Annotated in this window: 23 protein-coding genes and 1 pseudogene; 6 read left to right on the top strand and 18 right to left on the bottom strand. The window is 52.4% G+C overall.

The genetic code is table 11. From position 1 onward, the window contains the following. Positions 1 to 12: 12 nt before the first annotated feature. The 9 genes and pseudogenes from rpsJ to NK55_RS05485 all read right to left on the bottom strand — a co-directional run bounded on the left by rpsJ (position 13) and on the right by NK55_RS05485 (position 8,825). A complete protein-coding gene (rpsJ, locus tag NK55_RS05525) occupies positions 13 to 327 on the bottom strand; it encodes a 30S ribosomal protein S10 (RefSeq protein WP_024124795.1) in 315 nt (104 codons plus the stop codon). A 100-nt stretch (positions 328 to 427) separates the two neighbouring features. Beyond that, positions 428 to 1,657 (bottom strand): elongation factor Tu, encoded by a 1,230-nt coding sequence (gene tuf / locus NK55_RS05520; RefSeq protein ID WP_024124794.1) that lies wholly within the window; start codon positions 1,655 to 1,657, stop codon positions 428 to 430. A gap of 17 nt (positions 1,658 to 1,674) precedes the next feature. Beyond that, entirely contained in the window at positions 1,675 to 3,750 is a 2,076-nt protein-coding gene (gene fusA, locus NK55_RS05515) for an elongation factor G (RefSeq protein ID WP_024124793.1), read from the bottom strand. Between the two features lie 74 nt (positions 3,751 to 3,824). Further along, positions 3,825 to 4,295 carry a 30S ribosomal protein S7 gene (gene rpsG / locus NK55_RS05510; RefSeq protein WP_024124792.1) on the bottom strand — a complete coding sequence of 157 codons (471 nt, stop codon included), beginning with the start codon at positions 4,293 to 4,295 and terminating at the stop codon, positions 3,825 to 3,827. A gap of 69 nt (positions 4,296 to 4,364) precedes the next feature. After that, a pseudogene (gene rpsL / locus NK55_RS05505) lies at positions 4,365 to 4,768 on the bottom strand (30S ribosomal protein S12). A gap of 56 nt (positions 4,769 to 4,824) precedes the next feature. Beyond that, on the bottom strand, positions 4,825 to 5,553 hold the full coding sequence (locus NK55_RS05500) for a 16S rRNA (uracil(1498)-N(3))-methyltransferase (protein WP_041429090.1): 729 nt from the start codon (positions 5,551 to 5,553) through the stop codon (positions 4,825 to 4,827). A gap of 7 nt (positions 5,554 to 5,560) precedes the next feature. Continuing rightward, positions 5,561 to 7,054, bottom strand: a complete 1,494-nt coding sequence (locus NK55_RS05495) for a leucyl aminopeptidase (RefSeq protein ID WP_024124791.1) — start codon at positions 7,052 to 7,054, stop codon at positions 5,561 to 5,563. A gap of 55 nt (positions 7,055 to 7,109) precedes the next feature. Next, positions 7,110 to 7,535 (bottom strand): VOC family protein, encoded by a 426-nt coding sequence (locus NK55_RS05490; RefSeq protein ID WP_024124790.1) that lies wholly within the window; start codon positions 7,533 to 7,535, stop codon positions 7,110 to 7,112. A 3-nt stretch (positions 7,536 to 7,538) separates the two neighbouring features. Beyond that, the gene (locus NK55_RS05485; RefSeq protein WP_024124789.1) at positions 7,539 to 8,825 is read right to left on the bottom strand and encodes an efflux RND transporter periplasmic adaptor subunit; all 1,287 of its coding nucleotides are present in this window, start codon (positions 8,823 to 8,825) and stop codon (positions 7,539 to 7,541) included. Positions 8,826 to 8,970: 145 nt separating this feature from the next. Between NK55_RS05485 and NK55_RS05480 the strand changes: the two genes are divergently transcribed. Next, complete coding sequence (locus NK55_RS05480) at positions 8,971 to 10,272, top strand: valine--pyruvate transaminase (protein WP_024124788.1); 1,302 nt, start codon at positions 8,971 to 8,973, stop codon at positions 10,270 to 10,272. Between the two features lie 105 nt (positions 10,273 to 10,377). Here NK55_RS05480 and ftnA read toward each other — a convergent pair whose 3' ends face one another. The 4 genes from ftnA to NK55_RS13475 are packed head-to-tail and all read right to left on the bottom strand — an operon-like array spanning position 10,378 to position 13,740. Further along, positions 10,378 to 10,902, bottom strand: coding sequence for a non-heme ferritin (gene ftnA / locus NK55_RS05475; protein WP_024124787.1), 525 nt, complete (start codon positions 10,900 to 10,902; stop codon positions 10,378 to 10,380). Next, positions 10,868 to 11,116, bottom strand: coding sequence for a FeoC-like transcriptional regulator (locus tag NK55_RS14270; RefSeq protein WP_024124786.1), 249 nt, complete (start codon positions 11,114 to 11,116; stop codon positions 10,868 to 10,870). Before NK55_RS14270 ends, ftnA begins: the two co-directional genes overlap by 35 nt. A gap of 2 nt (positions 11,117 to 11,118) precedes the next feature. Beyond that, a complete protein-coding gene (gene feoB, locus NK55_RS05465) occupies positions 11,119 to 13,413 on the bottom strand; it encodes a Fe(2+) transporter permease subunit FeoB (protein WP_024124785.1) in 2,295 nt (764 codons plus the stop codon). A gap of 15 nt (positions 13,414 to 13,428) precedes the next feature. After that, complete coding sequence (locus NK55_RS13475) at positions 13,429 to 13,740, bottom strand: FeoA family protein (RefSeq protein ID WP_051372797.1); 312 nt, start codon at positions 13,738 to 13,740, stop codon at positions 13,429 to 13,431. 435 nt (positions 13,741 to 14,175) lie between these two features. Here NK55_RS13475 and NK55_RS05455 point away from each other — a divergent pair, with 435 nt between their 5' ends. Both NK55_RS05455 and NK55_RS05450 read left to right on the top strand, forming a co-directional pair. After that, a complete protein-coding gene (locus tag NK55_RS05455) occupies positions 14,176 to 15,456 on the top strand; it encodes a glutamyl-tRNA reductase (protein ID WP_024124784.1) in 1,281 nt (426 codons plus the stop codon). 5 nt (positions 15,457 to 15,461) lie between these two features. Then, complete coding sequence (locus NK55_RS05450; protein ID WP_024124783.1) at positions 15,462 to 15,836, top strand: YraN family protein; 375 nt, start codon at positions 15,462 to 15,464, stop codon at positions 15,834 to 15,836. A gap of 6 nt (positions 15,837 to 15,842) precedes the next feature. Here the strand turns inward: NK55_RS05450 and NK55_RS05445 are convergent, their stop codons facing one another. The 5 genes from NK55_RS05445 to queC all read right to left on the bottom strand — a co-directional run bounded on the left by NK55_RS05445 (position 15,843) and on the right by queC (position 20,840). Next, entirely contained in the window at positions 15,843 to 17,270 is a 1,428-nt protein-coding gene (locus tag NK55_RS05445) for a mechanosensitive ion channel domain-containing protein (RefSeq protein WP_024124782.1), read from the bottom strand. Positions 17,271 to 17,411: 141 nt separating this feature from the next. Next, on the bottom strand, positions 17,412 to 17,690 hold the full coding sequence (locus NK55_RS05440) for a TMEM165/GDT1 family protein (protein WP_024124781.1): 279 nt from the start codon (positions 17,688 to 17,690) through the stop codon (positions 17,412 to 17,414). A 30-nt stretch (positions 17,691 to 17,720) separates the two neighbouring features. After that, entirely contained in the window at positions 17,721 to 17,885 is a 165-nt protein-coding gene (locus NK55_RS13670; RefSeq protein WP_011057571.1) for a hypothetical protein, read from the bottom strand. Positions 17,886 to 18,090: 205 nt separating this feature from the next. After that, positions 18,091 to 20,013, bottom strand: coding sequence for a molecular chaperone DnaK (dnaK, locus tag NK55_RS05430; RefSeq protein ID WP_024124780.1), 1,923 nt, complete (start codon positions 20,011 to 20,013; stop codon positions 18,091 to 18,093). A 125-nt stretch (positions 20,014 to 20,138) separates the two neighbouring features. Beyond that, positions 20,139 to 20,840 (bottom strand): 7-cyano-7-deazaguanine synthase QueC, encoded by a 702-nt coding sequence (queC, locus tag NK55_RS05425; protein WP_024124779.1) that lies wholly within the window; start codon positions 20,838 to 20,840, stop codon positions 20,139 to 20,141. Positions 20,841 to 20,992: 152 nt separating this feature from the next. Between queC and NK55_RS05420 the strand changes: the two genes are divergently transcribed. The 3 genes from NK55_RS05420 to NK55_RS12410 all read left to right on the top strand — a co-directional run bounded on the left by NK55_RS05420 (position 20,993) and on the right by NK55_RS12410 (position 23,331). Beyond that, entirely contained in the window at positions 20,993 to 22,027 is a 1,035-nt protein-coding gene (locus NK55_RS05420; protein WP_024124778.1) for a Gfo/Idh/MocA family protein, read from the top strand. A gap of 277 nt (positions 22,028 to 22,304) precedes the next feature. Further along, complete coding sequence (locus tag NK55_RS05415; protein WP_024124777.1) at positions 22,305 to 22,742, top strand: hypothetical protein; 438 nt, start codon at positions 22,305 to 22,307, stop codon at positions 22,740 to 22,742. 1 nt (position 22,743) lies between these two features. Next, positions 22,744 to 23,331, top strand: coding sequence for a 4'-phosphopantetheinyl transferase superfamily protein (locus NK55_RS12410; RefSeq protein WP_024124776.1), 588 nt, complete (start codon positions 22,744 to 22,746; stop codon positions 23,329 to 23,331). Positions 23,332 to 23,398 lie beyond the last annotated feature (67 nt).

The following is a 23,398-nucleotide window of genomic DNA, read 5'->3' as shown; positions in this document are numbered from 1 at the left end:
CTTTGGCGAGGCTTACAATTTCACTTCAATATCCACGCCCGCCGGCAAGTCCAACTTCATCAGGGCATCAATTGTTTTCGGCGAAGGTTGGTAAATATCGAGAATACGGCAGTGGGTACGGGTTTCAAAATGCTCCCGTGAGTCCTTGTCCACGTGGGGCGATCGCAGGACGCAATAAATTCGACGGCGTGTAGGTAGGGGAATCGGACCTACCGGGGAAGCACCGGTTCTTTTCGCAGTCTCCACAATGCGATCGCAGGAGGTATCGAGCAATCGGTGATCAAAGGCCTTAAGGCGAATACGAATTTTCTGTTGTAAAGCAGCCATAGGAATCTTCCTTACTTGTCAAGGTTCAAAAACACCAAACAAAAATTAAGACAAAAAAGACCGCTAACCCCACAAGCGGGCTAACGGCCTCAAGCATCAACTACTCAATGATTTTGGAGACAACCCCCGCACCAATGGTACGACCGCCTTCACGGATCGCAAAGCGCATCCCCTGCTCAATGGCAATGGGCTGGATCAGTTCCACGGTCATTTTGATACGGTCACCGGGCATCACCATTTCAGGAGCACTACCATCGTCCGCAGTGAAGGAGGTAATCGTGCCAGTCACATCAGTGGTACGCACATAGAACTGAGGACGATAACCGGCAAAGAAGGGGGTTTTGCGGCCACCCTCTTTTTCAGTGAGCACGTACACTTCACCTTCAAACTTGGTGTGGGGCGTAATAGAACCGGGCTTGGCAATCACCATCCCCCGTTCCACATCCTCTTTTTTCAAACCCCGCAGCAGCAAACCGGCGTTGTCACCGGCAATCCCTTCTTCGAGGCTCTTCTTGAACATTTCAATACCGGTGACCGTCGTTGTCCGAGTTTCCCGCAGGCCAACAAGTTCAACGGTTTCATTAAGCTTAATGCGACCCCGTTCAATCCGACCGGTGGCCACCGTACCGCGACCAGTAATAGAGAACACATCTTCTACGGCCATCAGGAAGGGTTTATCCACATCCCGCTCAGGGGTAGGAATGTAGCTATCCACAGCATCCATTAGCTCGTAGATTTTATCCACCCACTCATTTTCGCCGCGCTGGGTTTTCGGATTGGCGGTCATGGCTTCGAGGGCCTTCAGACCCGAACCACGGATGATGGGCACTTCGTCACCGGGGAATTCATACTCATTGAGCAGTTCCCGCAGTTCTAGTTCCACCAGCTCCAGCAGTTCTTCGTCATCTACCATGTCCACTTTGTTCAGGAAGACAACGATGCTGGGCACACCCACCTGACGTGCCAAGAGAATGTGCTCTTTGGTTTGGGGCATTGCACCGTCGGTTGCGGCCACCACCAGAATGGCGCCGTCCATTTGGGCAGCACCGGTGATCATGTTTTTCACATAGTCAGCGTGGCCGGGGCAATCCACATGGGCATAGTGGCGTTTTTCTGTCTCATACTCCACGTGGGCAGTGTTAATGGTAATCCCACGGGCTTTTTCCTCAGGCGCAGCATCAATTTCGTCATATTTGCGAGCCTGGGCTTTCCCTTGGGCAGCCAATACCATTGTGATAGCCGCGGTTAGGGTTGTTTTACCGTGGTCAACGTGACCAATCGTACCAACGTTAACGTGGGGTTTGGTTCGTTCAAATTTAGCGCGTGCCATGTTGTTCCTCGTATAGACTATGCGTTCCCTTTATTTTTGGCAATGATCGCCTCAGCCACATTACGGGGGACTTCCTCGTAATGGCTAAATTCCATCGAGAAAATTCCCCGACCTTGGGTATTCGAGCGAATGTCAGTGGCATAACCAAACATCCGTTCGAGAGGGACTTTTGCCGTCACTTTGGCAATGCCATTTTCCACGGTTTGTCCCTCGATTTGACCGCGACGGGCAATTAGGTCTCCCATCACTGTCCCAAGGAATTCTTCTGGAACCTCGACCTCAACCTTCATCATTGGCTCCAGCAGTACCGGATTGGCTTTCATCACGGCCTCTTTAATGGCCATGGAGCCAGCAATTTTGAAGGCCATTTCTGAGGAGTCAACCTCGTGGTAGGAGCCATCCACTAGTGTGACTTTGAGGTCAATCACTGGGTACCCTGCCAAAATCCCCGATTCACAGGCTTCCTTCATCCCCTGCTCAGCGGGTGGAATGTACTCCTTGGGTACGACACCACCAACAATTTTGGAGACAAATTCAAACCCGGTACCGGGTTCAGCCGGTTCTACTTCAATAACAACGTGACCATACTGGCCTTTACCGCCACTTTGACGGATAAACTTGCCTTCGGCCCGGACGGGCTTGCGAATGGTTTCGCGGTAGGCCACTTGGGGTTGGCCAACATTGGCTTCCACTTTGAACTCCCGCTGCATCCGATCCACAAGAATCTCGAGGTGCAGCTCTCCCATTCCAGCAATCACGGTTTGGTTTGTTTCAGGATCAACGCTGACGCGGAAGGTGGGGTCTTCCTCAGAGAGGGCTTGCAGGGCTTTGGAGAGTTTTTCCATGTCCTGCTTAGTTTTGGGTTCCACAGCCACGGAAATGACTGGCTCTGGAATGTACAGCGACTCCAGAATCACGGGCGAGCTTTCATCGCAGAGGGTATCCCCTGTGAAGGTTTCTTTGAGACCTAAGGCAGCTCCTAGATCGCCGGCTCGCAGTTCATCTACCTCGATCCGTTCATCGGCCTTAAGCACGATCAGACGAGAAATGCGTTCCTTCTTGCCTTTGGTGGCATTGAGCACATAGCTGCCTTTTTTCAGAACGCCAGAATAAACGCGTACGAAGGTAAGGCGGCCATAGGGATCCGACATAATCTTGAAAGCTAGTGCTGCCAGGGGTTGATCGTCATCGGCAGCCCGCTCCACTTCCGTGCCGTCGGGGAGGTGACCTTTAATAGCAGGAATATCAATGGGAGAGGGCAGATAATCTACAACGGCATCAAGGAGCAGTTGCACACCTTTGTTTTTGAAGGCGGAACCGCAGAGCATGGGCACAATGGTGCCAGCGATCGTCCCTTTGCGTAGGGCGGCGCGGATTTCCTCTTCTGTGAGCTCTTCCCCCTCAAAGTATTTTTCCATGAGGGCGTCGTCGGTTTCGGCAACAGCCTCGATAAGCTTGGTGCGATACTCCTGCGCCAGTTCAGTCATTTCGGCAGGAATTTCAGTGTCTTCGATTTCCTTGCCAAGGTCGTCTTTGTAGATTTTGGCGCGCATCCGCACCAGATCAACGATGCCCTTGAACTGATCTTCGGCACCAATGGGCAACTGAATCGGCACGGCATTCGCCCGCAGGCGATCGCGAATCTGGTCATAGACTTTGTAGAAGTTTGCCCCCGTGCGATCCATCTTGTTGACAAAGACGATGCGCGGGACGCTGTAGCGATCGGCTTGCCGCCACACGGTTTCTGATTGGGGCTGCACACCACCAACGGAGCAGAATACCGCAATCACCCCATCGAGAACGCGCATAGAGCGCTCCACTTCAATCGTGAAGTCCACGTGGCCGGGGGTGTCAATAATGTTGATTTGGTGATCTTTCCAGGAGGTACTAATGGCGGCTGCTGTAATGGTGATGCCCCGCTCTCGCTCCTGTTCCATCCAGTCGGTAACCGTGGTACCCTCGTGCACTTCACCAATTTTGTGCACTACACCGGAATAGAACAGAATACGTTCAGTTGTGGTTGTTTTGCCCGCATCAATGTGAGCGGCAATCCCGATATTTCGCACTCGCTCTAGCGGGGTCGTCCGTGCCACAGCTACCTCCTTGTTTGTTGCATTACGTTAGAATTCTTAAGTAATTGTATCCAACTCTTGGATCGTGTGACGGTTTAGTAGCGATAGTGGGCGAAGGCCTTGTTGGCTTCTGCCATTTTGTGGGTTTCTTCCCGTTTGCGGATGGTGCTGCCTGTTTCGTTGGCAGCATCCATCAATTCATTGGCCAGCTTAGCTGACATCGACCGACCGGCTCGTTTGCGGGAAAATTGCACTAACCAGCGCAAGGCCAAGGAAACCCCGCGATCGGGACGAACTTCCATCGGGACTTGGTAGGTGGCACCCCCCACACGACGGGCTTTGACCTCCACTAAGGGCGTTGCATTTTTTACTGCACGCTCAAAAACTTGCACGGCGTCCTCACCAGTGCGCTCTTGGACGGTTTTCATTGCGTCATAGACAATGCGGCTGGCAAGGGATTTTTTGCCGTTGCGCATGACCCGCTGGATCAACATATTCACCAGCACGTTGTTATAAACCGGATCAGGGGCAGTAGGCCGTTTTTGAGCGCGAGTGCGACGAGACATAGGTGCTTTGTTTTCTAGTGAAGTTTAAGGTTTCAAGGATGGACTCAAGAAGATGGAAGAGAACGGAAATTATTTTTTCTTACCGGTAGCAGCAGCTTCACCGGGCTTGGGACGCTTGGCTCCATATTTGGAGCGACCTTGCTTGCGATCTTTGACACCGGCAGTATCCAGCGTGCCACGAATAATGTGGTAGCGCACACCGGGCAAATCTTTAACACGACCGCCGCGAATCATGACCACGGAGTGCTCCTGTAAGTTGTGGCCAATTCCCGGAATGTAAGCGGTCACCTCAAAGCCAGAGGTCAGGCGTACCCGTGCCACTTTGCGCAGGGCAGAATTGGGCTTTTTGGGCGTTGTTGTGTAGACCCGTGTGCATACCCCACGCCGTTGAGGGCAGCCTTTGAGGGCAGGAGATTTTGTTTTCTTTTCAACAGTTCCCGCTCTTGGCGGATCAGTTGCTGGATGGTGGGCATTGGGGCTTACGTTAATTTTACCGAAACTCTAGTGTATCGAGGTGGCTGTTGTGTTGTCAATGCTGTTGTGGGCTGACGCAGTGTCTCTCAGCATAATGGCTCACCACACTCAGGCTGGCGATCGCGGCGGTGACGGCTCTCAGGGTACGCCGACCCAAGGAAAATGCTTGCCACCCAGCAACTAAGACCTGCTCTAGTTCCGAGGCTGTCCATCCGCCCTCTGGCCCGATCGCTAGATAAATGGGCCCAGAAAGATTCATCTGGGGCAAGCAATTCCACAGGAGTTGCGGGGCACTTAAACTTGCAATGTAGCCCTTGGGGGTGAGACTGACCATTTCGGCAACCGACAGGGGCTCACTGAGGGTAGGCACATAAAGACGCTCACTTTGCTCGGCGGCCTCTTGGAGAATGCGTTGCCAGCGCTGGTATTTATTGATACTGGGTTGCAGGAGCGATCGCGCTGTTTGAATGGGCACAATGTGCTTGACTCCCAATTCCGTTGCCTGTTGCAACACCTGCTCAAAGTTCGCTGCCTTGAGTAGAGCCAGACAGAGAATAATCTCAGTGGACAGTTCCGTCTCACGGCAATCAGGGCGTAACAGCTTGACGGTGTGCCCTTGGAGTTCTCCAAGCCACCGCTGACCCTGACCGTCAAGAATCCAGAGTTCATCTCCCCCTTTGAGACGCAACACATGGTATAGATAATGCTGCTGCTCAGCAGTCAAGGTAACGCACTGATCTAAAATTTGGCTACCTTTAACAATGAGCCGTTGGGGCGATCGCATTTAGTTCCTAGGCACTGAGACTGCATAGCCACTCCACCAGGGTGCGCACGGGGTAGCCAGTTCCACAGGGATTGTTGTAGCCATCTTCTTTTTCCGTCCAGACTGGTCCAGCAATGTCAAGGTGTGCCCAAGGGGTATGGTCGACAAATTGCTGAAGGAATAGGGCGGCAGTAATTGACCCTGCCGAGCGCGGGCCCGTGTTTTTCATGTCAGCCACTTGGGACTTCATGGCCTCAAAGTATTTATTTTCAAGGGGCATTTGCCAGAATTTTTCCCCGCAGCGATCGCTGGCCTTTTGCAGCGCCTGGGCTAATTCGGCGTTATTGCTCCAAAGACCGGCAATATTGTCTCCCAGGGCAACAATACAGGCACCTGTCAGGGTGGCTAAATCCACAATCGCATCTACGCCCAGTTTTTCGGCATAGACAAGGGCATCAGCAAGGGTGAGGCGGCCTTCAGCATCGGTGTTGTTGACCTCGATGGTTTTACCGTTGGAGGCGGTGAGAATATCCCCCGGATGCAGCGCCCGGCCACTAATCATGTTTTCAGTGGCAGCAATAATAAAGTGGACTTCAATGCCAGCGGGTTTGAGTTGACCGATGACCTTGGCCGTTCCCAAAACGGCTGCAGCTCCCCCCATGTCCATTTTCATGGTTTCAATGCCCCCTTGGGTTTTGAGGTTGAGGCCGCCGGAATCAAACGTTAACCCCTTGCCAATGAGGGCAATTTTCTTCTGTACGTTGCCGAGGGGAGTGTAGGTAAGGTGAATAAATTTTGGCGGCAAATCAGAGGCTTGGGCCACGCCCAAAAAGGCACCCATGCCAAGGGCAGCACATTCATCGCGCTCCAAAATTTTGGCTCTCAGGCCATAGGTGGCTGCCAGTTGCTGAGCAGTTTCTGCAAGGGTGACGGGAGTCACTTCATTGGCAGGGGCGTTCACCAGTTCCCGCGCCAGAATCACGCCATCGCAAATCCGCTGCGCCCGGGTCAAGGCGGCAGTTTGTTCCCCTAGCCCTAAAAGGGTCACGACTTCTGGATAGGGTAAGAGTTTGCGCGCTTCCGGGTCAGTCTTGAAGCGGACATCACTGTGGAGGGCAAGGATAACCCCTTCGGCAACGGCTTGGGCGGCATCAGCCGCCTCTAAAGTTTCATGGGGCAGTGCTATGCCTAGGGTTTTTGCGCGTTCACGGCGGGCAGTGCGGGCAATGGTGGCGCCAGTGCGACGGAGGGCTTCTAAGTTAAATTCTTCGCGATTGCCAAGGCCAACAAGCAGGAGTTTTTTAAGGGGAAAGTTGGGTAATAGGCGCATCAGGAGGGAGGTACCAGACTTACCTTGAAATTCCCCTTCGTTGATGAGTTCCTGCAATAGGCCATTGAGGCGTTGATCGAGGGTCGTGTAGGGGTCGGTGAGGGTGAGGGTGCCTTCCGTTTGAAACACAGCGATCGCCAGTAAATCCCCCGACCAGTCGGGAATTGCTGTAGTAACCGTTTGCAGTTGCATGCCTATCTACGACCCAAAAATCTCTCAGCCCCCTTATTTTATCGGCGCTTAGGCCTCAGCAGGAACCCAGACACTGCAAAAATTCAAGGGGCAAGCCATCACAATCGCGGATAAAGGCGACGTGATAAAGGGATGAACCAATCACTTGCTGAGTTGGCTTCAGCAATAGCTGAAAGGGTAAACTCTGGGCCTTTAGGGTTTCTCCCACCTGATTGAGCCATGTTTCAAGGGGGTCAGGATGGTCACTGAGATCAAAGGAAAGATGGTAGTAGCCGACGTAGTGCTCATCGTGGAAGGAATCCGCCGCCGGCTTCGGTTGAGGGACTTGCAGAAGCTCAAGGCGGGTGTGCCAGCCCTTGAGCCAACAGGCGAGGGTATAGCCCGTGGTAAAGCGGACCTCCATCGTGAAGCCTAGGCATTCATAGAAGGCGATCGCCCGCTGGATATTGGCTGTGCGAATTGAAACATGGTGGAAGGCCATAGGCTACTCCTGTTTCGGACGTAGCCGCTCAGGAAAGTCAATAAAGACGCGCTCACCGACACTGACACCATGGATAATTTGGGTTTGATCTTGCCAGCTACTGCCAATGGTGACGGGGCGGAATTTTGGTCGTTTGTCTGCACCCACCACATAAACACCCGTTTGGCCCCGTTCAACGGCAATAGCCACTGTGGGTACCAAGAGAGCGTTGTTAATTTTTTGCCCCAGAAAATCTAAGTCCACATTCATCCCAGAACGCAGCTTTTCTAGCCCTGTCACCAAGGAAACCCGCACCTGAAAGAAGGTGACATTTTGCTCCACCACTGCCTCGGGAGCTACTAGCCGCACCCGCCCTTGAAAGGTTTCCCCTGGATAGGCATCGGCACGGATTTCAACGGGTTGCCCCACGAGCACTTGGCCAATATCCACTTCTGGTACTTCGGCAAGAATTTCTAACCCCTCAGCGATCGCCACAATGGAGGTGGAAGTGGCAGAGGTTGTTGCCGAGGCTGTAGTGGTGGGGGTTACAAAGGCTCCTGGACTGGCGTACTTTTGGGTAATGATCCCCGTAAAAGGAGCACGAATCACGGTATCTTCGAGGGCAGCACGGGCGGCTTGGACTTGGGCTTGGGCAGCAGCCACTGCGGCTTCTGCTTGACGGATGTCTTCACTGCGGGAGCCACGCTGTAAGAGTTGCAAACGCTTTTGGGCTTCATTGAGGTTGGCGATCGCACTATCGCGATTCGCTCTTAGTTCATCCAAGGTATCGCGGGGAATCGCCCCCTCCGCCGCCAAGAATTCATTGCGTTTCAGGCGTTCTTCTGCCAATTGAGCGCGGGTGGTGGCGGCTCGCACTTGGGCTGCGGCTTGGGCAATTTCCTCAGCCCGGTTCCCGGCAACGATGCGATCGCGACGGGCAATGGCGTCCGCTAGGTTGGCTTGGGCTTGGGCGAGTTGCGCTTGTTCATCGCGGTTGTCCATACGGGCAATGATTTGACCCGCTTTCACCCGATCCCCCTGTTCGACGTACAGTTCTGCCAAAAGACCCGCTCGCTTTGGACTGATATTGACAGTTTGCACAGGCACTACTTTGCCCGTGGCCGCAATGCGAGCAACTAAATCGCGACTGTCTTGAACGGAAACGGTGTAGCGATCTAGGTCAAGGGGCGTTTGGCGCGATCGCCAGAGAAGTAGTCCAGCACCGCCCACTAGGCCCGCGGCAATCACCCCAATCACGAGCGATCGCCCCGGGGATGAAGCTTTGCCGACGAAGGGGATAAAGGCTGCCATGAATCCCTTACAGTTCTTGACCTATTCTAACGTTATGTTACAGTGACCTACCGCAGAGCAGCATTGACCGTGTCTATTGGTTCTATCTGTCCCTGAATAGAAGCGCAGATGCTATCCTAACCAATACTGTCTATGTCCTTTGCCTATGAATCCTGCACTCTCCCAGATTGGCCAGCAAATGTCCCAACTGACGGGAGTCCGGGCAATCATGAAGGATATTATCGAGACGCTGCGCCTGAATCGCGGCCAAGACCTCATTAACCTGAGTGCAGGCAACCCCCTCATTCTCCCTGAGGTCGAGCAACTGTGGCGTGACTGTACCCACGAACTGATGGCCAGCCCAGAATTTGGCCAAGTGGTCTGCCGCTATGGTGCCAGCCAAGGGTATGAACCGTTGATTGCTGCTGTTGTCGATGATTTTAATCGCCGCTATGGTTTGAACCTGACGGAGCGCAACGTCCTTGTCACCCCCGGCAGTCAGGCCCTCTACTTCTTTGCTGCCAATGCCTTTGGGGGCTTGAGCGCCAACGGTCAATTAAAGAAAGTCGTTCTTCCTTTAAGTCCCGAATACACAGGCTACGGTGGCGTCAGCCTTACCCCCAATACCGTTGTTGCCTATCGTCCGCGCCTTGAGGTTTTTGAAGCGGATCACACCTTTAAGTATCGTCCAGACTTTCAACAACTGCACATTGACGACACCACGGGCTGTGTAATCTTCTCCCGTCCCTGCAATCCAACGGGAAATGTACTCACAGACCTAGAGGTGCGCCAAATTGCCGATTTGGCTGTGCCCTATGGCGTGCCGGTGCTGATTGATGCTGCCTATGGGCCACCCTACCCCAGTTTGAATTTTACCGAACTAGCGCCCGTTTTTGGCGGGAACATTGTCCACTGCCTCAGCCTTTCAAAAGCAGGGCTGCCGGGGGAACGGGTGGGGATTGCCATTGGGGATCGCGAGATTTTGAGTGTCCTTGAAGCTTTTCAAACCAATGCCTGCATTCATGCCTCCCGCTACGGTCAGGCGATCGCCGCTTTAGCCATTGCCAACGGTGCCCTCGCCGAAGTGTCTGTCAATGTCATTCGCCCCTTCTATCAGCGCAAGTTTACAATTCTCGAAGACGCCCTACGCAGTGCTTTACCCAACGACATTCCTTGGTTTTTGCATCGCGGTGAAGGGGCGATTTTTGCGTGGTTGTGGCTACGGGATTTACCCATGACGGATTGGGAATTGTATCAACACTTGAAACGAGCAGGTGTGATTGTTGTTCCCGGCAGTTCCTTTTTCCCCGGCTTAACGGAGCCGTGGCGCCACAAACAGGAGTGCTTACGCATTAGTCTCACCGCCAGTAATGAGGAAATTGCCCTTGGCATGCAACGACTGGCCGCCACCATTACCCAGGTTTACCAAGCATCTCCTAACTGTTTCTACTCTGAGATGTTGGCGTAGTTGTCTTTTTATCGTGTCGTTATAGCACTGATGGGCCAATAACTTATCCCTAGATCCCCTTAAATCTTCTGGGGTAACATTCAACCCCTGGACAAGGGGTGGCGCTTAGCCTATGCTGGGCAGTGTCTTGCTGTTTCTGGTTGAGGTAAGTTTGCCAATTTCTTGGTCAATAAAAAATAGTCCTTGCCCTTCTGTGCCAATGAGTTCAATCTTATCGAGGATACTTTTGAATAAAAATTCTTCTTGGTGTTGTTCAGCAACATACCACTGCAAAAACTGCAGTGTTGAATAGTCAGGTTCGCTATTGGCTAAATGCACTAGCTCGTTTATTTTGCGAGTGACAAACTGTTCATGCTCATAGACTTGGTTAAACATCTCCTTAAGAGAAGCAAAGTTGTGGGGAGGAGCTGCTATATCCTTCAAAATTGCTAGGGCACCGGTCTCGTGCATATAGCTCAGGAGACGCCGCATGTGCGCCATTTCTTCATCGGCATGTTGCCCAAGAAAAGTAGCACATCCTTCCAAGGCTTTGTGAGCACACCAAGAGCTCATCTGCAAATAGAGGTAGGCTGAGAACATCTCAAGGTTAATCTGTTCATTTAGGCGATTGATCATTGCTGAAGATAACATGGTTCATTCTCCACTCGTACAATTGAAGAGACTGCGAGCCGCACTGCTGGCAACTGCTGCAGTGGCTAGGGGTGATTTTTTGGACTCGCCCTTTGGCTATGAGCTGCTCAATCATAGGCTCAATGAGACTCGGTGGCGATCGAAAATGATTCACCAACTCCTCAATGGAAACCACTTGGCGCTTCTTAATATAGTCCTGCAATTCCAAAAGCATGATTACACCTCCTGTGGCGAGGAAAAGTGCCGGCGATCGCCGTAATACTTCAAGGCCATGATCACAATTGCCATCACTACTCCTAGGCTGACTAACCACAGTGCAGAAAACACAGGATGAGCAGTAAAGGTCATGATCTGATAGTAACCAGTGGCAACCCAGTAGGCGAAGCCCGTTGTCCAAGTGACTACAAAGATTGTCCAGCCCAGATTGGTTTCTCGATAGACTGCAGCAGTGGCTGACACACAGGGAAAGTAGAGCAAGACAAATAGGAGGAAGGCGATCGCTGCTGTTGGTGTACCAAACTGCTGTACCATCTGACCAAATGTGGTGTAGTGCACCTGCTGCACTTCAGCCGCTGCTTTGGGATTATCCGCCCCTTGCAATACCTGAAACCCTAAAGGATCAAGCATCTGCTGCCCTAGTTTGCTGAGATTTTCCGGAACACTCAGCACTGCTTGCCTCAGTTGTTCCCAAACTGAAAATGGTGCCGCATCGTCTCCAGCGCTAGCCTCCTGAGACTCCTGCCGGGCTAGTTCTGTATAGAGAGCATCCATTGTCCCCACCATCACTTCCTTGGCAAACACGCCCGTAAAGAGTCCCACAGTAGCCGGCCAGTTGTCTGGCTCGATTCCCATAGGTGAAAATACGGGCGTAATTTGACGGCTAAAGGCACTTAAAATCGACTGCGTACTATCCTTTTTGCCAAAACTGCCATCGGTGCCCACAGAGTTGAGTAGCCCCAGAATGACCACAAGGGTCACAATCATCTTGCCGGCTCGGCCGAGAAACGCTTTTAGCCGTTCCCAAGCTCGAAGGAACACCCCCCTCAACGTAGGCAAATGGTAGGGAGGTAACTCTATTACAAAAGGTGCAATTTCCCCTTGAAAGAGAGTGCGTTTCATCACAAATCCGGTAAAGATTGCTGCTACAATTCCCGACAGGTAGAGCAAAAATACAATATTTTGACCATTGCGGGGGAAGAAAGCCGCAACAAGCAGAGCATAGACCGGTAGGCGGGCACCGCAGGACATAAAAGGAACCATGAGAATCGTCATCAAGCGATCGAGCCGATTTTCAAGGGTGCGAGTAGCCATGATGCCGGGGATATTGCAGCCGAAGGACACTATCATTGGCAGAAAGGATTTGCCGGGCAAGCCCATCCAGCGCATCAGTCGATCCATGACAAAGGCTGCCCGTGCCAAATAACCGCTGTCCTCAAGGAAGGTAAGAAAAATAAAAAGCAGGCCAATCTGGGGAATAAATGTTGCTGTGGTTTGGATGCCACCACCCACTCCCTCTGCCAGCAGACCAATTAACCAACCAGGGGCATGGAGGGTTTCTAGAACTTGGGTTGGCCAGCCCACAACCAATGCTCCCACCCCAATATCAAAGAAGTCAATGAAGGCACCGCCAACGTTGATTGAAATTAAAAACACCATGTACATGACGCCCAAAAAGATGGGAACCCCCAACCAGCGGTTGAGAACAATTTGGTCTATGCGATCCGAAACTGTTGTGGCCGGGCGATCGCCCCGTTTCAAAACATCCGCCATTAGATGGTGAATCCAGTGATAGCGACTGTCGGCAATCACAAGATCAATATCTTCTTCTAGGGTTTGGTGAATCCGTCGTCGCCATTGATGGAGGTGGGGCACCTCCTCCTTGGGGACAGATTCTAGATATTGCAGCCAAGCCAAGGCTTGTCCTCGATCCTTAGCACCTTTAGTCAGCAAATCAGCAATTGCCTCTTCAATGATAGGGAGTTGAGGCGCCCTAACAGTGACAATTGGCCGATCTTGAAGAGCTAGGCGAATTGCTTGCCGCAGTTGATCAAAGTAGAGCTTTTGTTTGGCGCAAAAAGGAAGAACCGGAATGCCTAAACGCTGGCTGAGCACTTGGCTATCAATACTAATTCCATTAGCCTGTGCTCTGTCAATCATGTTTAGCACTAATATAAGCGGCACGCCTCGGTCTAGCAACTGGGAGGTCAGGTAAAAATTACGCTCCAGGTTAGCAGCATCAAGGATGTTTACGACTAAGTCATACGCCTCCTCTAGCAAGAAATTACGGGCAATTTGCTCGTCAACTCCAGTGCCCTCTTCAGCATCGAGGGCATAGACGCCTGGCAAATCCACCACCTCTACTACTAGATCTTGATCGCGATAGTAACCCTGCTTGCGCTCAACCGTAACTCCCGGCCAGTTGCCAACGCGCTGATTTAGTCCTGTAAGGCCATTGAAAATTGTTGTCTTACCACAGTTAGGATTGCCAATCAAGGCAATAGTTGCTGTCATGCTACACTCCATTAGTTACAGGGGCGAAACTTCCAGTGCATCGGCCTCATCCTTACGTAGGCTCAAATGGAAACCCCGCACTTTAATCTCTGTGGGATCACCTAGGGGGGCATGGCGGACAATCTCAATTTCAGTGCCGGGGGTCAAGCCCATTGCCAATAATTTACGTTTATAACTAGGGGCAGTAGGGGCATATCCGGTAATGCGTAGACGGGCACCAATGGGAGCAGTACGTAGATGAACCTCTCTCGCTTTGACAGCTGCCAGCAAAATGTGTTGCGCTAAGGCGTGGTTAATGCAAAATCGCTGGTCATTGAGAGCAACCATCGCCGCACCGTGATTATTTTTTTCAGGATGGTAATGATGACTCCCGGTTTTAGACCCATTCCTAAAAGCTCTCGAGGGTTAGGGCATGTCAACCGAGCAATCATGTAGAGATCGCCAGCTTTAGCCTCTGCCAGGGAAATCAGCTTAGACATCGGTTCTCTCCAGCATTGTCCTTCGAGATGGGGATCAGCAATATAGGTGTAGGACGGCCATGAATGTGAAGGTTTTCGCATTTAATATCTGCTTTTTGATTGCTTATTGATTATTGTTCTCAATAATACCAGACTACAGACCAGAACTGTTGAATCCCTTAACAGAACTTAGTACCTTAGCAACTGCCCTCCTTTGGTAAAGACTTGCAAACAAGCGTGAAGAAGGCTCCAGAATCCTGATACAACAATTGATGGAGTTGCAGCCGAACATCAACCGATTCCTATGAATATTGCTGTTATTGGCTTGAGTCACAAAACCGCCCCCGTGGATGTACGCGAAAAATTGAGTGTGCCAGAGGATGTGCGGGAGCGGGCACTGCAACATCTGCGCGGCTACGCCCATATTCAGGAGGCCACGATTCTCAGCACCTGTAACCGCTTGGAAATTTACATTGTTACCAGTGACACTGAGGTGGGCGTGCGGGAAGTGCATCAGTTTCTCAGTGAGTGGAGTCACATTCCCCTGCCACAACTGCGCCCGTACCTCTTTATCCTGCTCCATCAGGATGCCGTGATGCACCTGATGCGGGTGGCTTCGGGTCTAGATAGTTTGGTCATTGGCGAGGGGCAAATTCTCTCCCAGGTGAAACGCTGTCATCAGTTAGGACAACAGTACAAGGCCATTGGTTCGATTCTCAATCGCCTCTTTACAGCGGCGATCGCTGCCGGGAAGCGGGTACGCACAGAAACCAGTATTGGCACTGGGGCAGTCTCCATCAGTTCAGCGGCGGTGGAACTGGCGGATCTGCGGCTGCAGAATCTACAAAACTGCCGAATTGCCGTTGTCGGTGCCGGTAAAATGTCCCGCTTGGTAGTGCAACACCTGATTGCCCGGGGCGTAAAGGAAATCAGCATTATCAACCGCTCCTTGGAACGGGCACAGGAACTGGCGCAGCAGTTTCCCGAAGTGCGCTTTGAACTCTTTACGATGACAGATCTGCTGCCGATTGTGGCAGCGATGGATTTGGTCTTTACGGGTACAGCAGCAACCCAGCCCCTCCTGGATCGCGAGAACCTAGGCTCCGTACTCACAGGCGATCGCCCCCTTGCCATCATTGATATTTCTGTGCCCCGCAATGTCCATGCCAATGTGACGGAATTGGCCTGCGTAGAACTTTTTAATGTGGATGATCTGGAAGCTGTAGTGGCACAAAACCAAGAGGCTCGACGCCAGTTAGCCCAAGAGGCTGAGGGCATCCTTGAGGAAGAATTAGAGACATTTTTGGCTTGGTGGCACGCCCTGGAAACGGTTCCAACAATCCGCAGTCTGCGCCAAAAAATGGAAGCGATCCGTACCCAGGAACTAGAAAAAGCCCTCTCTCGCTTGGGTAGCGAGTTTGCTGACAAGCACCAAGGGGTCATTGAAGCTATGACCCGCACCATCATCAACAAAATCCTCCATGATCCGACAGTGCAACTGCAATCCCAGCGAGACCTAGAGAGTCGTCAACGCGCTATGCAAACCCTCCAAGACTTGTTTAATCTCGAACCCATCGAAGCCTAGGGCCTATGCGCCACGTGGGTGATTGTGGGGAGGCGGTAGTTGCGGCGTGGCTACAAACTCAGCAGTGTCAAATTTTGGCTCAAAACTGGTCTTGCCCTTGGGGTGAACTGGATATTGTTGCCTGTGATCCGGAGGGAGTGGTGCTCTTTGTCGAAGTGAAAACCCGCCGTTCTTACAACTGGGATAGGGATGGCCTCGACGCTATTTCCCCCAGCAAGCAACGCAAACTCATTTTGGCAGCCCAAGCATTCCTAGAGTCTCAGCCCCAGTGGCAGGAGCACCCCTGTCGCTTTGATGTGGCCTTGGTGCGACACCACAGGGGTGCCTATTGGCTCCATTGCTACCTGGAACAGGCCTTTACCTTAGACTCAACCGCGTGAAGCCATTTACCAGCTCAGCAGTTTTTGCAGGCGATCGCGAATCCAGTTCATCGGCCGACTTGGATCCGACTCTTGGCGACTCAGTTCCTGAAGCTCCTGTTGATGTTGCGCCAGCACATCCTGGCGGCGGGCGATCGCCACCGCAATATCCTCAGCCAGGAAAGGATGTTCCTTGAGCAACTGTTCAAATCCCTCCCGCGGCAGGACAAACAATACCGTATCCGTCATTGCCATCATTGTTGTTGGGCAGGCCACCCCCAGCATTAGGGGCAGTTCGCCAAAGTGCTCCCCGGGATTAAATCTCATCATCGGCTTCAGTTCCCCATCCTCCTCATAGACCGCTGCCATCTGCCCCTGTAATACGATGTAGAAGTTGCTGATCGGCTCCTGAGCACGGAACAAAATTTCCTTCGCTCTCAGGTGCTTGCGGTAGCCCGATTCAATGAGAAAGCGTAATTGCAAATCATTCATGCATTGAAAATAGCTCACCTGCCGAAGCAGCGACCTTAAGGAGGGCGTTGCTGGTGCCAAGGGCATGCCTACCGTTTCGGCTGGTTCAGAAGTAACAGAGAGCGTTGGTGCATTGCGAATCCACAGATCTCGCTGTGGGAAAGGAATCGAGATATTGTGCTGCCGAAAGTAGTAATCAATCTTGAAATTGAGACTGCTTTTGATGAACACTCGCCGCTCAATGGTCTCCGTCCATACCCAAAGCTCAAACTTAAGGGCCGAATCGCCAAATTCACGGAAAATAACCCGAGGCGCTGGCTCCTTGAGGATATCTGGCTCAGAATGCGCAATATTGAGCAAGACCTCCGTTACTAAAACTGGATCCGTACCATAGGCAACCCCAATAGGAATATCAATGCGACCGCGGTGGGTTTCATAGTACCAATTCAATACCGGACTATCAGCAAGGTAGGTATTGGGCACTACCACATTTGAACCGTTAAAGGTTTGAATCACCGTGGCGCGCATCGAGACTTCCTGAACGTAGCCACTGATGTTTTCAATTTCCACAAAGTCGCCAACACGCACCTTGCGTTCAATCAAGAGGGTCAGACCACTGATGAGATTGCGGGTGACATCCTGCAAACCAAAACCAATCCCCACCCCCAAGCCGCCAATAATCACCGCTAGGGAATCGAGATTAATTCCCACCGCTTGCAAAACAATAATGTAGCCCAGTGCTCCCCCAGCACCACTAATCACAGTGGAAATGGCCTCGCGGTTGCCTAAATCCAGACCAAGGCGCGGTAAAAGCTGATTTTTCAGCACCCCTTTGAAAAAGCGCGCTAAAATTGCAACAAGAATGAGCAGCAGCACCACTTGAAACAGCCAACGCAGGGAAATAGTCTCCCGCCCAAGGCGAAACAAAGGTGTATCGAGAATACTAATCAACGATGACCACAGCTGAATGACTTGAGATGGCATTCTCCACAGTCTCCGCAGGGGTTCACAAACTTAGATAATGCCGAAGAGAGTCAGCGGGCTCACTGCAACCCCTTCACTTTAGCAGGGGGTGACTATCAACTCAAGGAACTCACCTAGAATCGCGATCTGCTCTCCTAGTGATCAAAGGCTTGGGTGTAACATATCCCACAATAGCCAGAGGGCGATCGCCAACAGGCTAGTGCCCGTCAACGTTTGTAATCGCTGCTCCGAGAGGTACTGGGATAGCCAGCGACCAATCCATACTCCAATCAAGCTAGTGGTCACTAAGGCTAAAGCTGCCCCCAAAAACACCAACCAAGGGGAGGCGGCGCTGGCAGCCATGAAAAATACAGCAATTTGAGTTTTATCGGCGAATTCAGCCAAAAAACGGTTAAAAACGCAACCCCAAACTCTCGCCATGGCAACGCCCGCTTAATCACCAACTGCCCTCTAGGCGTCCGTCATTTCCTCAACGGTCTCAGTGGTCTTCGTTTCTGGGCGATTCTCCGTATTTAGACGGCGACTGTAGCGACCCGAAGAACGCTTGCGAAACTTACGAGCGTAGGCTTGGTTACGAAGAGCTTTTTCTTTCTTGGGATTGCGGCGTTTGGCCATGCTTACCTCAATGGTAGGGGTGGTCTCAGCATTCAACAAAAATTAAGAACAGAAACTCTATTTTATCGGAATTTTCCTCCTAGTACAAGAAGCCCCCATCGAAAAACCACCGAGCATACCGTGCCAAAAGAAAAGAGAACCCCCTAAGCCTTCACCTAGGGGGAGGAGGTGTCTGGTTCTGGCAGAAAGTTGTCAATAGGCGGGACTATTTGGTTTCCGAGAACTCGGCGTCAATCACTTCGTCATCACCGCCACTACCACTGCCACCGCCGCTGCTGGCGCCAGTTCCATCACTGGACTGAGCACTTTGATAGACACTTGAGCCGACACTGTAGAGGGCTTGTTGCAGATCCTGCATCAGCGATTTCACCCGTCCAAAGTCAATGGACTCAATGGGTTTCTTCTCCGCTTCGGTGCCGATTTCCGAGCGCAGGTTGGCAATGAGGGAAGTGAGACGGTCTTTATCACTGGTGGAGACTTTATCCCCCAACTCATTCAACTGTTTCTCCGCTTGATAGCAGAGTTGCTCCGCTTGGTTCTTAGTCTCGATTTTCTCGCGTTTGGCTTTATCGGCGGCGGCATTCATTTCTGCTTCGCGCACCATACGTTCCACTTCTTCCTTGGGCAGCGTTGAGGCGCCTGTGATGCTAATGGACTGCTGTTTGCCGGTGCCTTTGTCACGAGCGGTCACGTTGAGGATACCGTTGGCATCAATATCAAACGTGACTTCGATTTGCGGCACGCCGCGCGGTGCTGGCGGAATGCCATCCAAACGGAAGGTACCGAGGCTCTTGTTGTCGGCGGCCATTTCCCGCTCTCCTTGGAGAACGTGGATTTCCACATTGGTTTGACCATCAACGGCGGTGGAGAAGACCTCGGATTTTTTCGTGGGGATCGTGGTGTTGCGGGGAATAATTTTCGTCATCACACCCCCAAGGGTCTCGACGCCCAGCGACAGCGGTGTGACATCGAGGAGGAGAATGTCTTTCACTTCCCCTGCCAGTACCCCAGCTTGAATGGCAGCACCCACAGCCACGACCTCATCGGGGTTGACACTCTGGTTGGGGTCTTTGCCCAATAGCCGTTTGACCAGCTCTTGGATGGCGGGAATGCGGGTGGAACCTCCCACTAGCACCACTTCATCAATTTGATCCTTGGTGAGTTTGGCGTCTTTGAGCGCTTGCTCGACGGGTACACGGCAACGGTCAATCAGGTCAGAGCAGAGTTCCTCAAATTTAGCGCGGGTGAGCGTCATGTCGAGGTGCTTAGGACCATCCTGGGTTGCGGTGATGAAGGGCAGGTTGATTTCCGTTTGCATGACGCTGGAGAGTTCAATTTTGGCTTTTTCTGCTGCCTCTGTGAGCCGTTGCAGTGCCTGTCTGTCTTTGCGTAGGTCAATGCCTTCTTGGGCACGGAAGGACTCAGCTAGATAGTCCACAATTTTCTTGTCGAAGTCGTCACCGCCCAGGTGGGTGTCCCCGGAGGTAGCCAGCACTTCAAAAACGCCATCGCCCACTTCAAGGATGGAGACGTCAAAGGTGCCACCGCCAAGGTCAAAGACGAGGATAGTTTCATTGGCTTTTTTATCTAGGCCATAGGCCAAGGAGGCAGCGGTGGGTTCGTTAATGATCCGCAGCACTTCTAGGCCGGCAATTTTACCGGCATCTTTTGTGGCTTGGCGTTGAGAATCGTTGAAGTAGGCAGGCACAGTAATTACTGCTTGGGTGACTTCTTCACCCAGGTACTTACTGGCGTCCTCTTTGAGTTTGCGCAGGACTTGAGCAGAAATTTCCTCAGGGGCAAACTGTTTGCCAAGGGCGGGGCAATCCAGTTTGACGTTGCCATTGACGTTCAAAACTTTGTAGGAGACCTCGGTGGCTTCGTGGGTCACCTCGTCGAAACGACGGCCAATAAAGCGCTTCACAGAATAGAAGGTATTTTCGGGGTTCATCACTGCTTGCCGTTTGGCAATTTGACCCACGAGGCGATCGCCATTTTTGGTGTAGGCAACAACGGAGGGCGTTGTCCGAAACCCTTCAGCATTGGCAATAACCGTGGGCTTGCCCCCTTCCATGACGGCCACACAGGAGTTGGTGGTCCCCAGATCAATTCCGACAACTTTTGCCATAGCGACGAAAACTCCCTTTGCAGGCTAACTTCAATGCGGGGCACAGCACCCATATTGGGCTTAACCCTCTCTTCTTCCTATAGTGCGATCGCCCCTGCCATGAGCAAAAGGGGGATTTACCGAACCTACAGCGGGGGGTGAACTGCGTAGGGCAAGGGATCTACTAAACCTAGTTCGGCAAAGGCCGCTAAACGCAACCGACAGGCATCACAGCAACCACAGGCCTGTTCGCCATTGCTGTAACAAGACCATGTTTTTTCCCAAGGAACACCATACCCATGACCTAGGCGAATGATGTCTTTTTTGTGAAGTTCAATGAGGGGGGTGACAATTTCAATCGGCTGGCCTTCACGCCCCTGTTTGGTACCGAGGCGATAGACCTCCTGCATCGCGGCAATATAGTCAGGGCGACAGTCGGGATAGCCAGAGTAATCGAGGGCATTAACGCCAATATGAACGGTTTGTGCCCCTAGGGCTTCGGCATAGGCGAGGGCAACACTCAGGAAAATTGTATTGCGGGCGGGGACATAGGTGACGGGAATCTCTTGGCTCATGGTGGCCAGATCGCGATCGCGGGGCAGGTCAATGCTCAAGTCTGTCAGAGCCGATCCCCCCCATAGGCGCAAATTCAGGGGAAGGATTTGATGCTCAACAACCCCAGCAGCGGTGGCAATGGCAATCGCTGCTTCCAATTCCCGCCGATGGCGCTGCCCATAGTCAAAGGAGAGAGCATAGCAAGCATACCCCAGTGCCTTGGCACGAAATAATACGGTGCTGGAGTCTAAGCCCCCTGAGAGCAACACAACGGCCTTTTGTGTCGTCGTCATACCTGTCTATCAAGAACTTTACATTTGGTAATGCTGTGGTAGCATCTTTCTGAAAATGTTCATTCTGTGAACTCTGTGGGTTTTTACCTACGGCGGGCGATCGCCAACACCAAACCCTTCCCCGGTTGCGTAGAGGAGTGAAATCAATAGACATGAGTTCTGCCTTCCGTCCCCAGCCCGAACCACTGCGCATTGGCGTCATCGGTGTTGGCAACATGGGTCAGCACCACACCCGTGTTTTGAGTTTACTCAAGGATGTCGAACTTGTGGGCATCTCTGATGTCAATCTAGAGCGGGGCATTGACACTGCTAGCAAATATCGGGTCAAATTCTTTGAAAACTATGTGGATTTACTGCCCCACGTTGAGGCGGTCTGTATTGCCGTGCCCACCCGTCTGCATCATGAGGTGGGGATTACCTGCCTGCGCCATGGGGTTCACGTCTTGGTGGAAAAACCGATTGCCGCCAGTATTAGCGAAGCAGAGTCCCTTGTTAACGCGGCAGCGGAGTGCCAATGCATTCTCCAAGTCGGACATATTGAGCGATTTAACCCTGCCTTTCAAGAGCTGAGCAAAGTCCTGCGCACGGAGGAAATCCTTGCCCTTGAGGCGGATCGCATGAGTCCCTACTCCGATCGCGCCAATGATGTCTCAGTGGTTCTTGACTTAATGATCCACGACATTGACCTGTTATTGGAACTCACCAATTCACCTGTGGTGCGCCTGACGGCCGCCGGCAGTCGCTCTGCTAACTCCGGGTATCTAGACTACGTGACGGCCACCTTGGGCTTTGCCAACGGTATTATTGCCACTCTCACTGCCAGTAAAGTCACCCACCGCAAGCAACGGCGCATTGCTGCCCACTGCAAAAATTCCCTCACAGAGGCGGATTTCCTCAAAAATGAGATTCTCATTCACCGCAAAACCACCGCATCCTGCAGTGCCGATCATGGCCAAGTCCTTTACCGCCAAGACGGCCTAATTGAGAAGGTCTATACGAGTAACATTGAACCTCTCCATGCGGAGCTGGAGCACTTTGTCAACTGCGTTCGTGGCGGTCAACCCCCGTCGGTGGGTGGGGAACAGGCCCTCAAAGCGTTGCGCTTGGCCAGTCTCATCGAGCAGTTAGCCCTTGATGGCCACAGTTGGGGACAGTTAGATGCCGCCTTGGCGCCCCTCATGCGTTAAGCTGGGCCACTGAGGTTAGTTAATCCATTGAAAAAATCTAATGGGCTTGAGGACTTCTGACTGGGATTGAAAATTCAGGGTGTGGGTTATTGGACGAGATGTGGGGTAGGCGTTAGGCTATCTAGGCCGGCTGGGGAATTGCCCTGAATACCTGCAAGCAACGACTTGATCCTCACTTTCCTACTGGTTTGAATCCTAGCAGCGGATGAGCTAAGCCGATCTGCGACCCTCGTTCCCTTGCGCTAGGGTAGTAAGTACACTAGCGAGGGTGGTATCAATGACGGAGATAGAAGACTGTGCCTTTTTGGCAGCCCAAGCAAAGGTCAAGTCCTATCTGGCCTACTGGTTTCAGTTGGGGAAGCGGCTTTGTATTTGGGGTGGAGAGCATACGGTGCTGCCACAACCGGTTCTTCAGGGCGATCGCTACAGTCAAGCCTTTGAGGCTTGCTGGGCCTATGTGATCTCTGGTCAGGCAGGAGAGTGCTTTCTCGAAGACACGACGGAGACAATTACCCAGCTACTGGGCGACTGTTGGGAGATTAGCCCCTGCGCCCGCTGCCAGATGCCTGTGCCCCTACCTTGTCATGGGTTGCCCCCTCTACACTGTCCCTGTGCGAGTCTAACCAATTGGCCGAATTTTGAATTACCCTTGCCCCATAGCCCAATTAATCCCCGTACTCACCTATTGTCCCTAAAAAAACGCCTCAGTCTTTAATGTGTGGGATTGTCCCCTGCCCCCGATTGTTGCCCCTCAATGGCGGGCGCCACACCCCGACCTCACCCTAGATTCCTATGCGCTGCATCTTTGGTGGCTAACACTTCCCCCTGATGTGCCCCGTGGGGTGATTCTCCGTGCCTATTTACGACGCTATCAACCTCATCTTGGAGAGAAGCCTTTGCCGCGTGCTGCCGGGGGTAAGCCCTATCTGAATGGGTTGGAGTTTAACTGGAGCCATAGTGGCCAATTGGCGGTGTTGGCTGTGAGTGGGAGGGCTCCTGTAGGGGTAGATGTTGAAATCTTGCGCCTCTGTCCTCAACGTGCAGCGATTAGTCGGCGGTTTTTTGGGGCTGCGCTGCAACAAAGAATCGTCGAGGGGGGCGATCGCTCCTTTCTCCAGGCTTGGACCTACTATGAAGCGTGGCTCAAGGCTCAGGGGATAGGGGTATGGCAGCGGGCAGCGGCTCAGCCTTTAGAGCATTGGGTAGCTAGTTTCCCTGTGGGCGATCGCGCCATTGCCAGTGTTGTTGTGCTAACGCCAACGCCGCCCCAGTGTTTCTTTTTGCGGCCAGAAGCGATGGATTGAATTGAGGTTTACACTTATAGATTATAAGCAGCGTCATCAGCGTCATCTTAGCCAAAAGCCCTGCCAG

Source organism: Thermosynechococcus sp. NK55a (assembly GCF_000505665.1).
Classification (GTDB): Bacteria; Cyanobacteriota; Cyanobacteriia; order Thermosynechococcales; family Thermosynechococcaceae; genus Thermosynechococcus.
This window is presented reverse-complemented; position numbering and strand designations above follow the sequence as displayed.

Bases quoted from the DNA above. Each gene is read 5' to 3' on its own strand.
- feoB (WP_024124785.1), bottom strand. From the start codon at position 13,413: ATGACAGCAACTATTGCCTTGATTGGCAATCCTAACTGTGGTAAGACA.
- NK55_RS13670 (WP_011057571.1), bottom strand. From the start codon at position 17,885: ATGGCCAAACGCCGCAATCCCAAGAAAGAAAAAGCTCTTCGTAACCAA.
- tuf (WP_024124794.1), bottom strand. From the start codon at position 1,657: ATGGCACGCGCTAAATTTGAACGAACCAAACCCCACGTTAACGTTGGT.
- NK55_RS05415 (WP_024124777.1), top strand. From the start codon at position 22,305: ATGACGGAGATAGAAGACTGTGCCTTTTTGGCAGCCCAAGCAAAGGTC.
- NK55_RS05480 (WP_024124788.1), top strand. From the start codon at position 8,971: ATGAATCCTGCACTCTCCCAGATTGGCCAGCAAATGTCCCAACTGACG.
- NK55_RS05420 (WP_024124778.1), top strand. From the start codon at position 20,993: ATGAGTTCTGCCTTCCGTCCCCAGCCCGAACCACTGCGCATTGGCGTC.
- rpsJ (WP_024124795.1), bottom strand. From the start codon at position 327: ATGGCTGCTTTACAACAGAAAATTCGTATTCGCCTTAAGGCCTTTGAT.
- NK55_RS05445 (WP_024124782.1), bottom strand. From the start codon at position 17,270: ATGCCATCTCAAGTCATTCAGCTGTGGTCATCGTTGATTAGTATTCTC.
- queC (WP_024124779.1), bottom strand. From the start codon at position 20,840: ATGACGACGACACAAAAGGCCGTTGTGTTGCTCTCAGGGGGCTTAGAC.
- NK55_RS14270 (WP_024124786.1), bottom strand. From the start codon at position 11,116: ATGCTTTTGGAATTGCAGGACTATATTAAGAAGCGCCAAGTGGTTTCC.
- NK55_RS05485 (WP_024124789.1), bottom strand. From the start codon at position 8,825: ATGGCAGCCTTTATCCCCTTCGTCGGCAAAGCTTCATCCCCGGGGCGA.
- rpsG (WP_024124792.1), bottom strand. From the start codon at position 4,295: ATGTCTCGTCGCACTCGCGCTCAAAAACGGCCTACTGCCCCTGATCCG.
- NK55_RS05500 (WP_041429090.1), bottom strand. From the start codon at position 5,553: ATGCGATCGCCCCAACGGCTCATTGTTAAAGGTAGCCAAATTTTAGAT.
- NK55_RS05455 (WP_024124784.1), top strand. From the start codon at position 14,176: ATGAATATTGCTGTTATTGGCTTGAGTCACAAAACCGCCCCCGTGGAT.
- NK55_RS05450 (WP_024124783.1), top strand. From the start codon at position 15,462: ATGCGCCACGTGGGTGATTGTGGGGAGGCGGTAGTTGCGGCGTGGCTA.
- NK55_RS13475 (WP_051372797.1), bottom strand. From the start codon at position 13,740: ATGGTTGCTCTCAATGACCAGCGATTTTGCATTAACCACGCCTTAGCG.
- NK55_RS05440 (WP_024124781.1), bottom strand. From the start codon at position 17,690: ATGGCGAGAGTTTGGGGTTGCGTTTTTAACCGTTTTTTGGCTGAATTC.
- ftnA (WP_024124787.1), bottom strand. From the start codon at position 10,902: ATGTTATCTTCAGCAATGATCAATCGCCTAAATGAACAGATTAACCTT.
- dnaK (WP_024124780.1), bottom strand. From the start codon at position 20,013: ATGGCAAAAGTTGTCGGAATTGATCTGGGGACCACCAACTCCTGTGTG.
- NK55_RS05495 (WP_024124791.1), bottom strand. From the start codon at position 7,054: ATGCAACTGCAAACGGTTACTACAGCAATTCCCGACTGGTCGGGGGAT.
- NK55_RS05490 (WP_024124790.1), bottom strand. From the start codon at position 7,535: ATGGCCTTCCACCATGTTTCAATTCGCACAGCCAATATCCAGCGGGCG.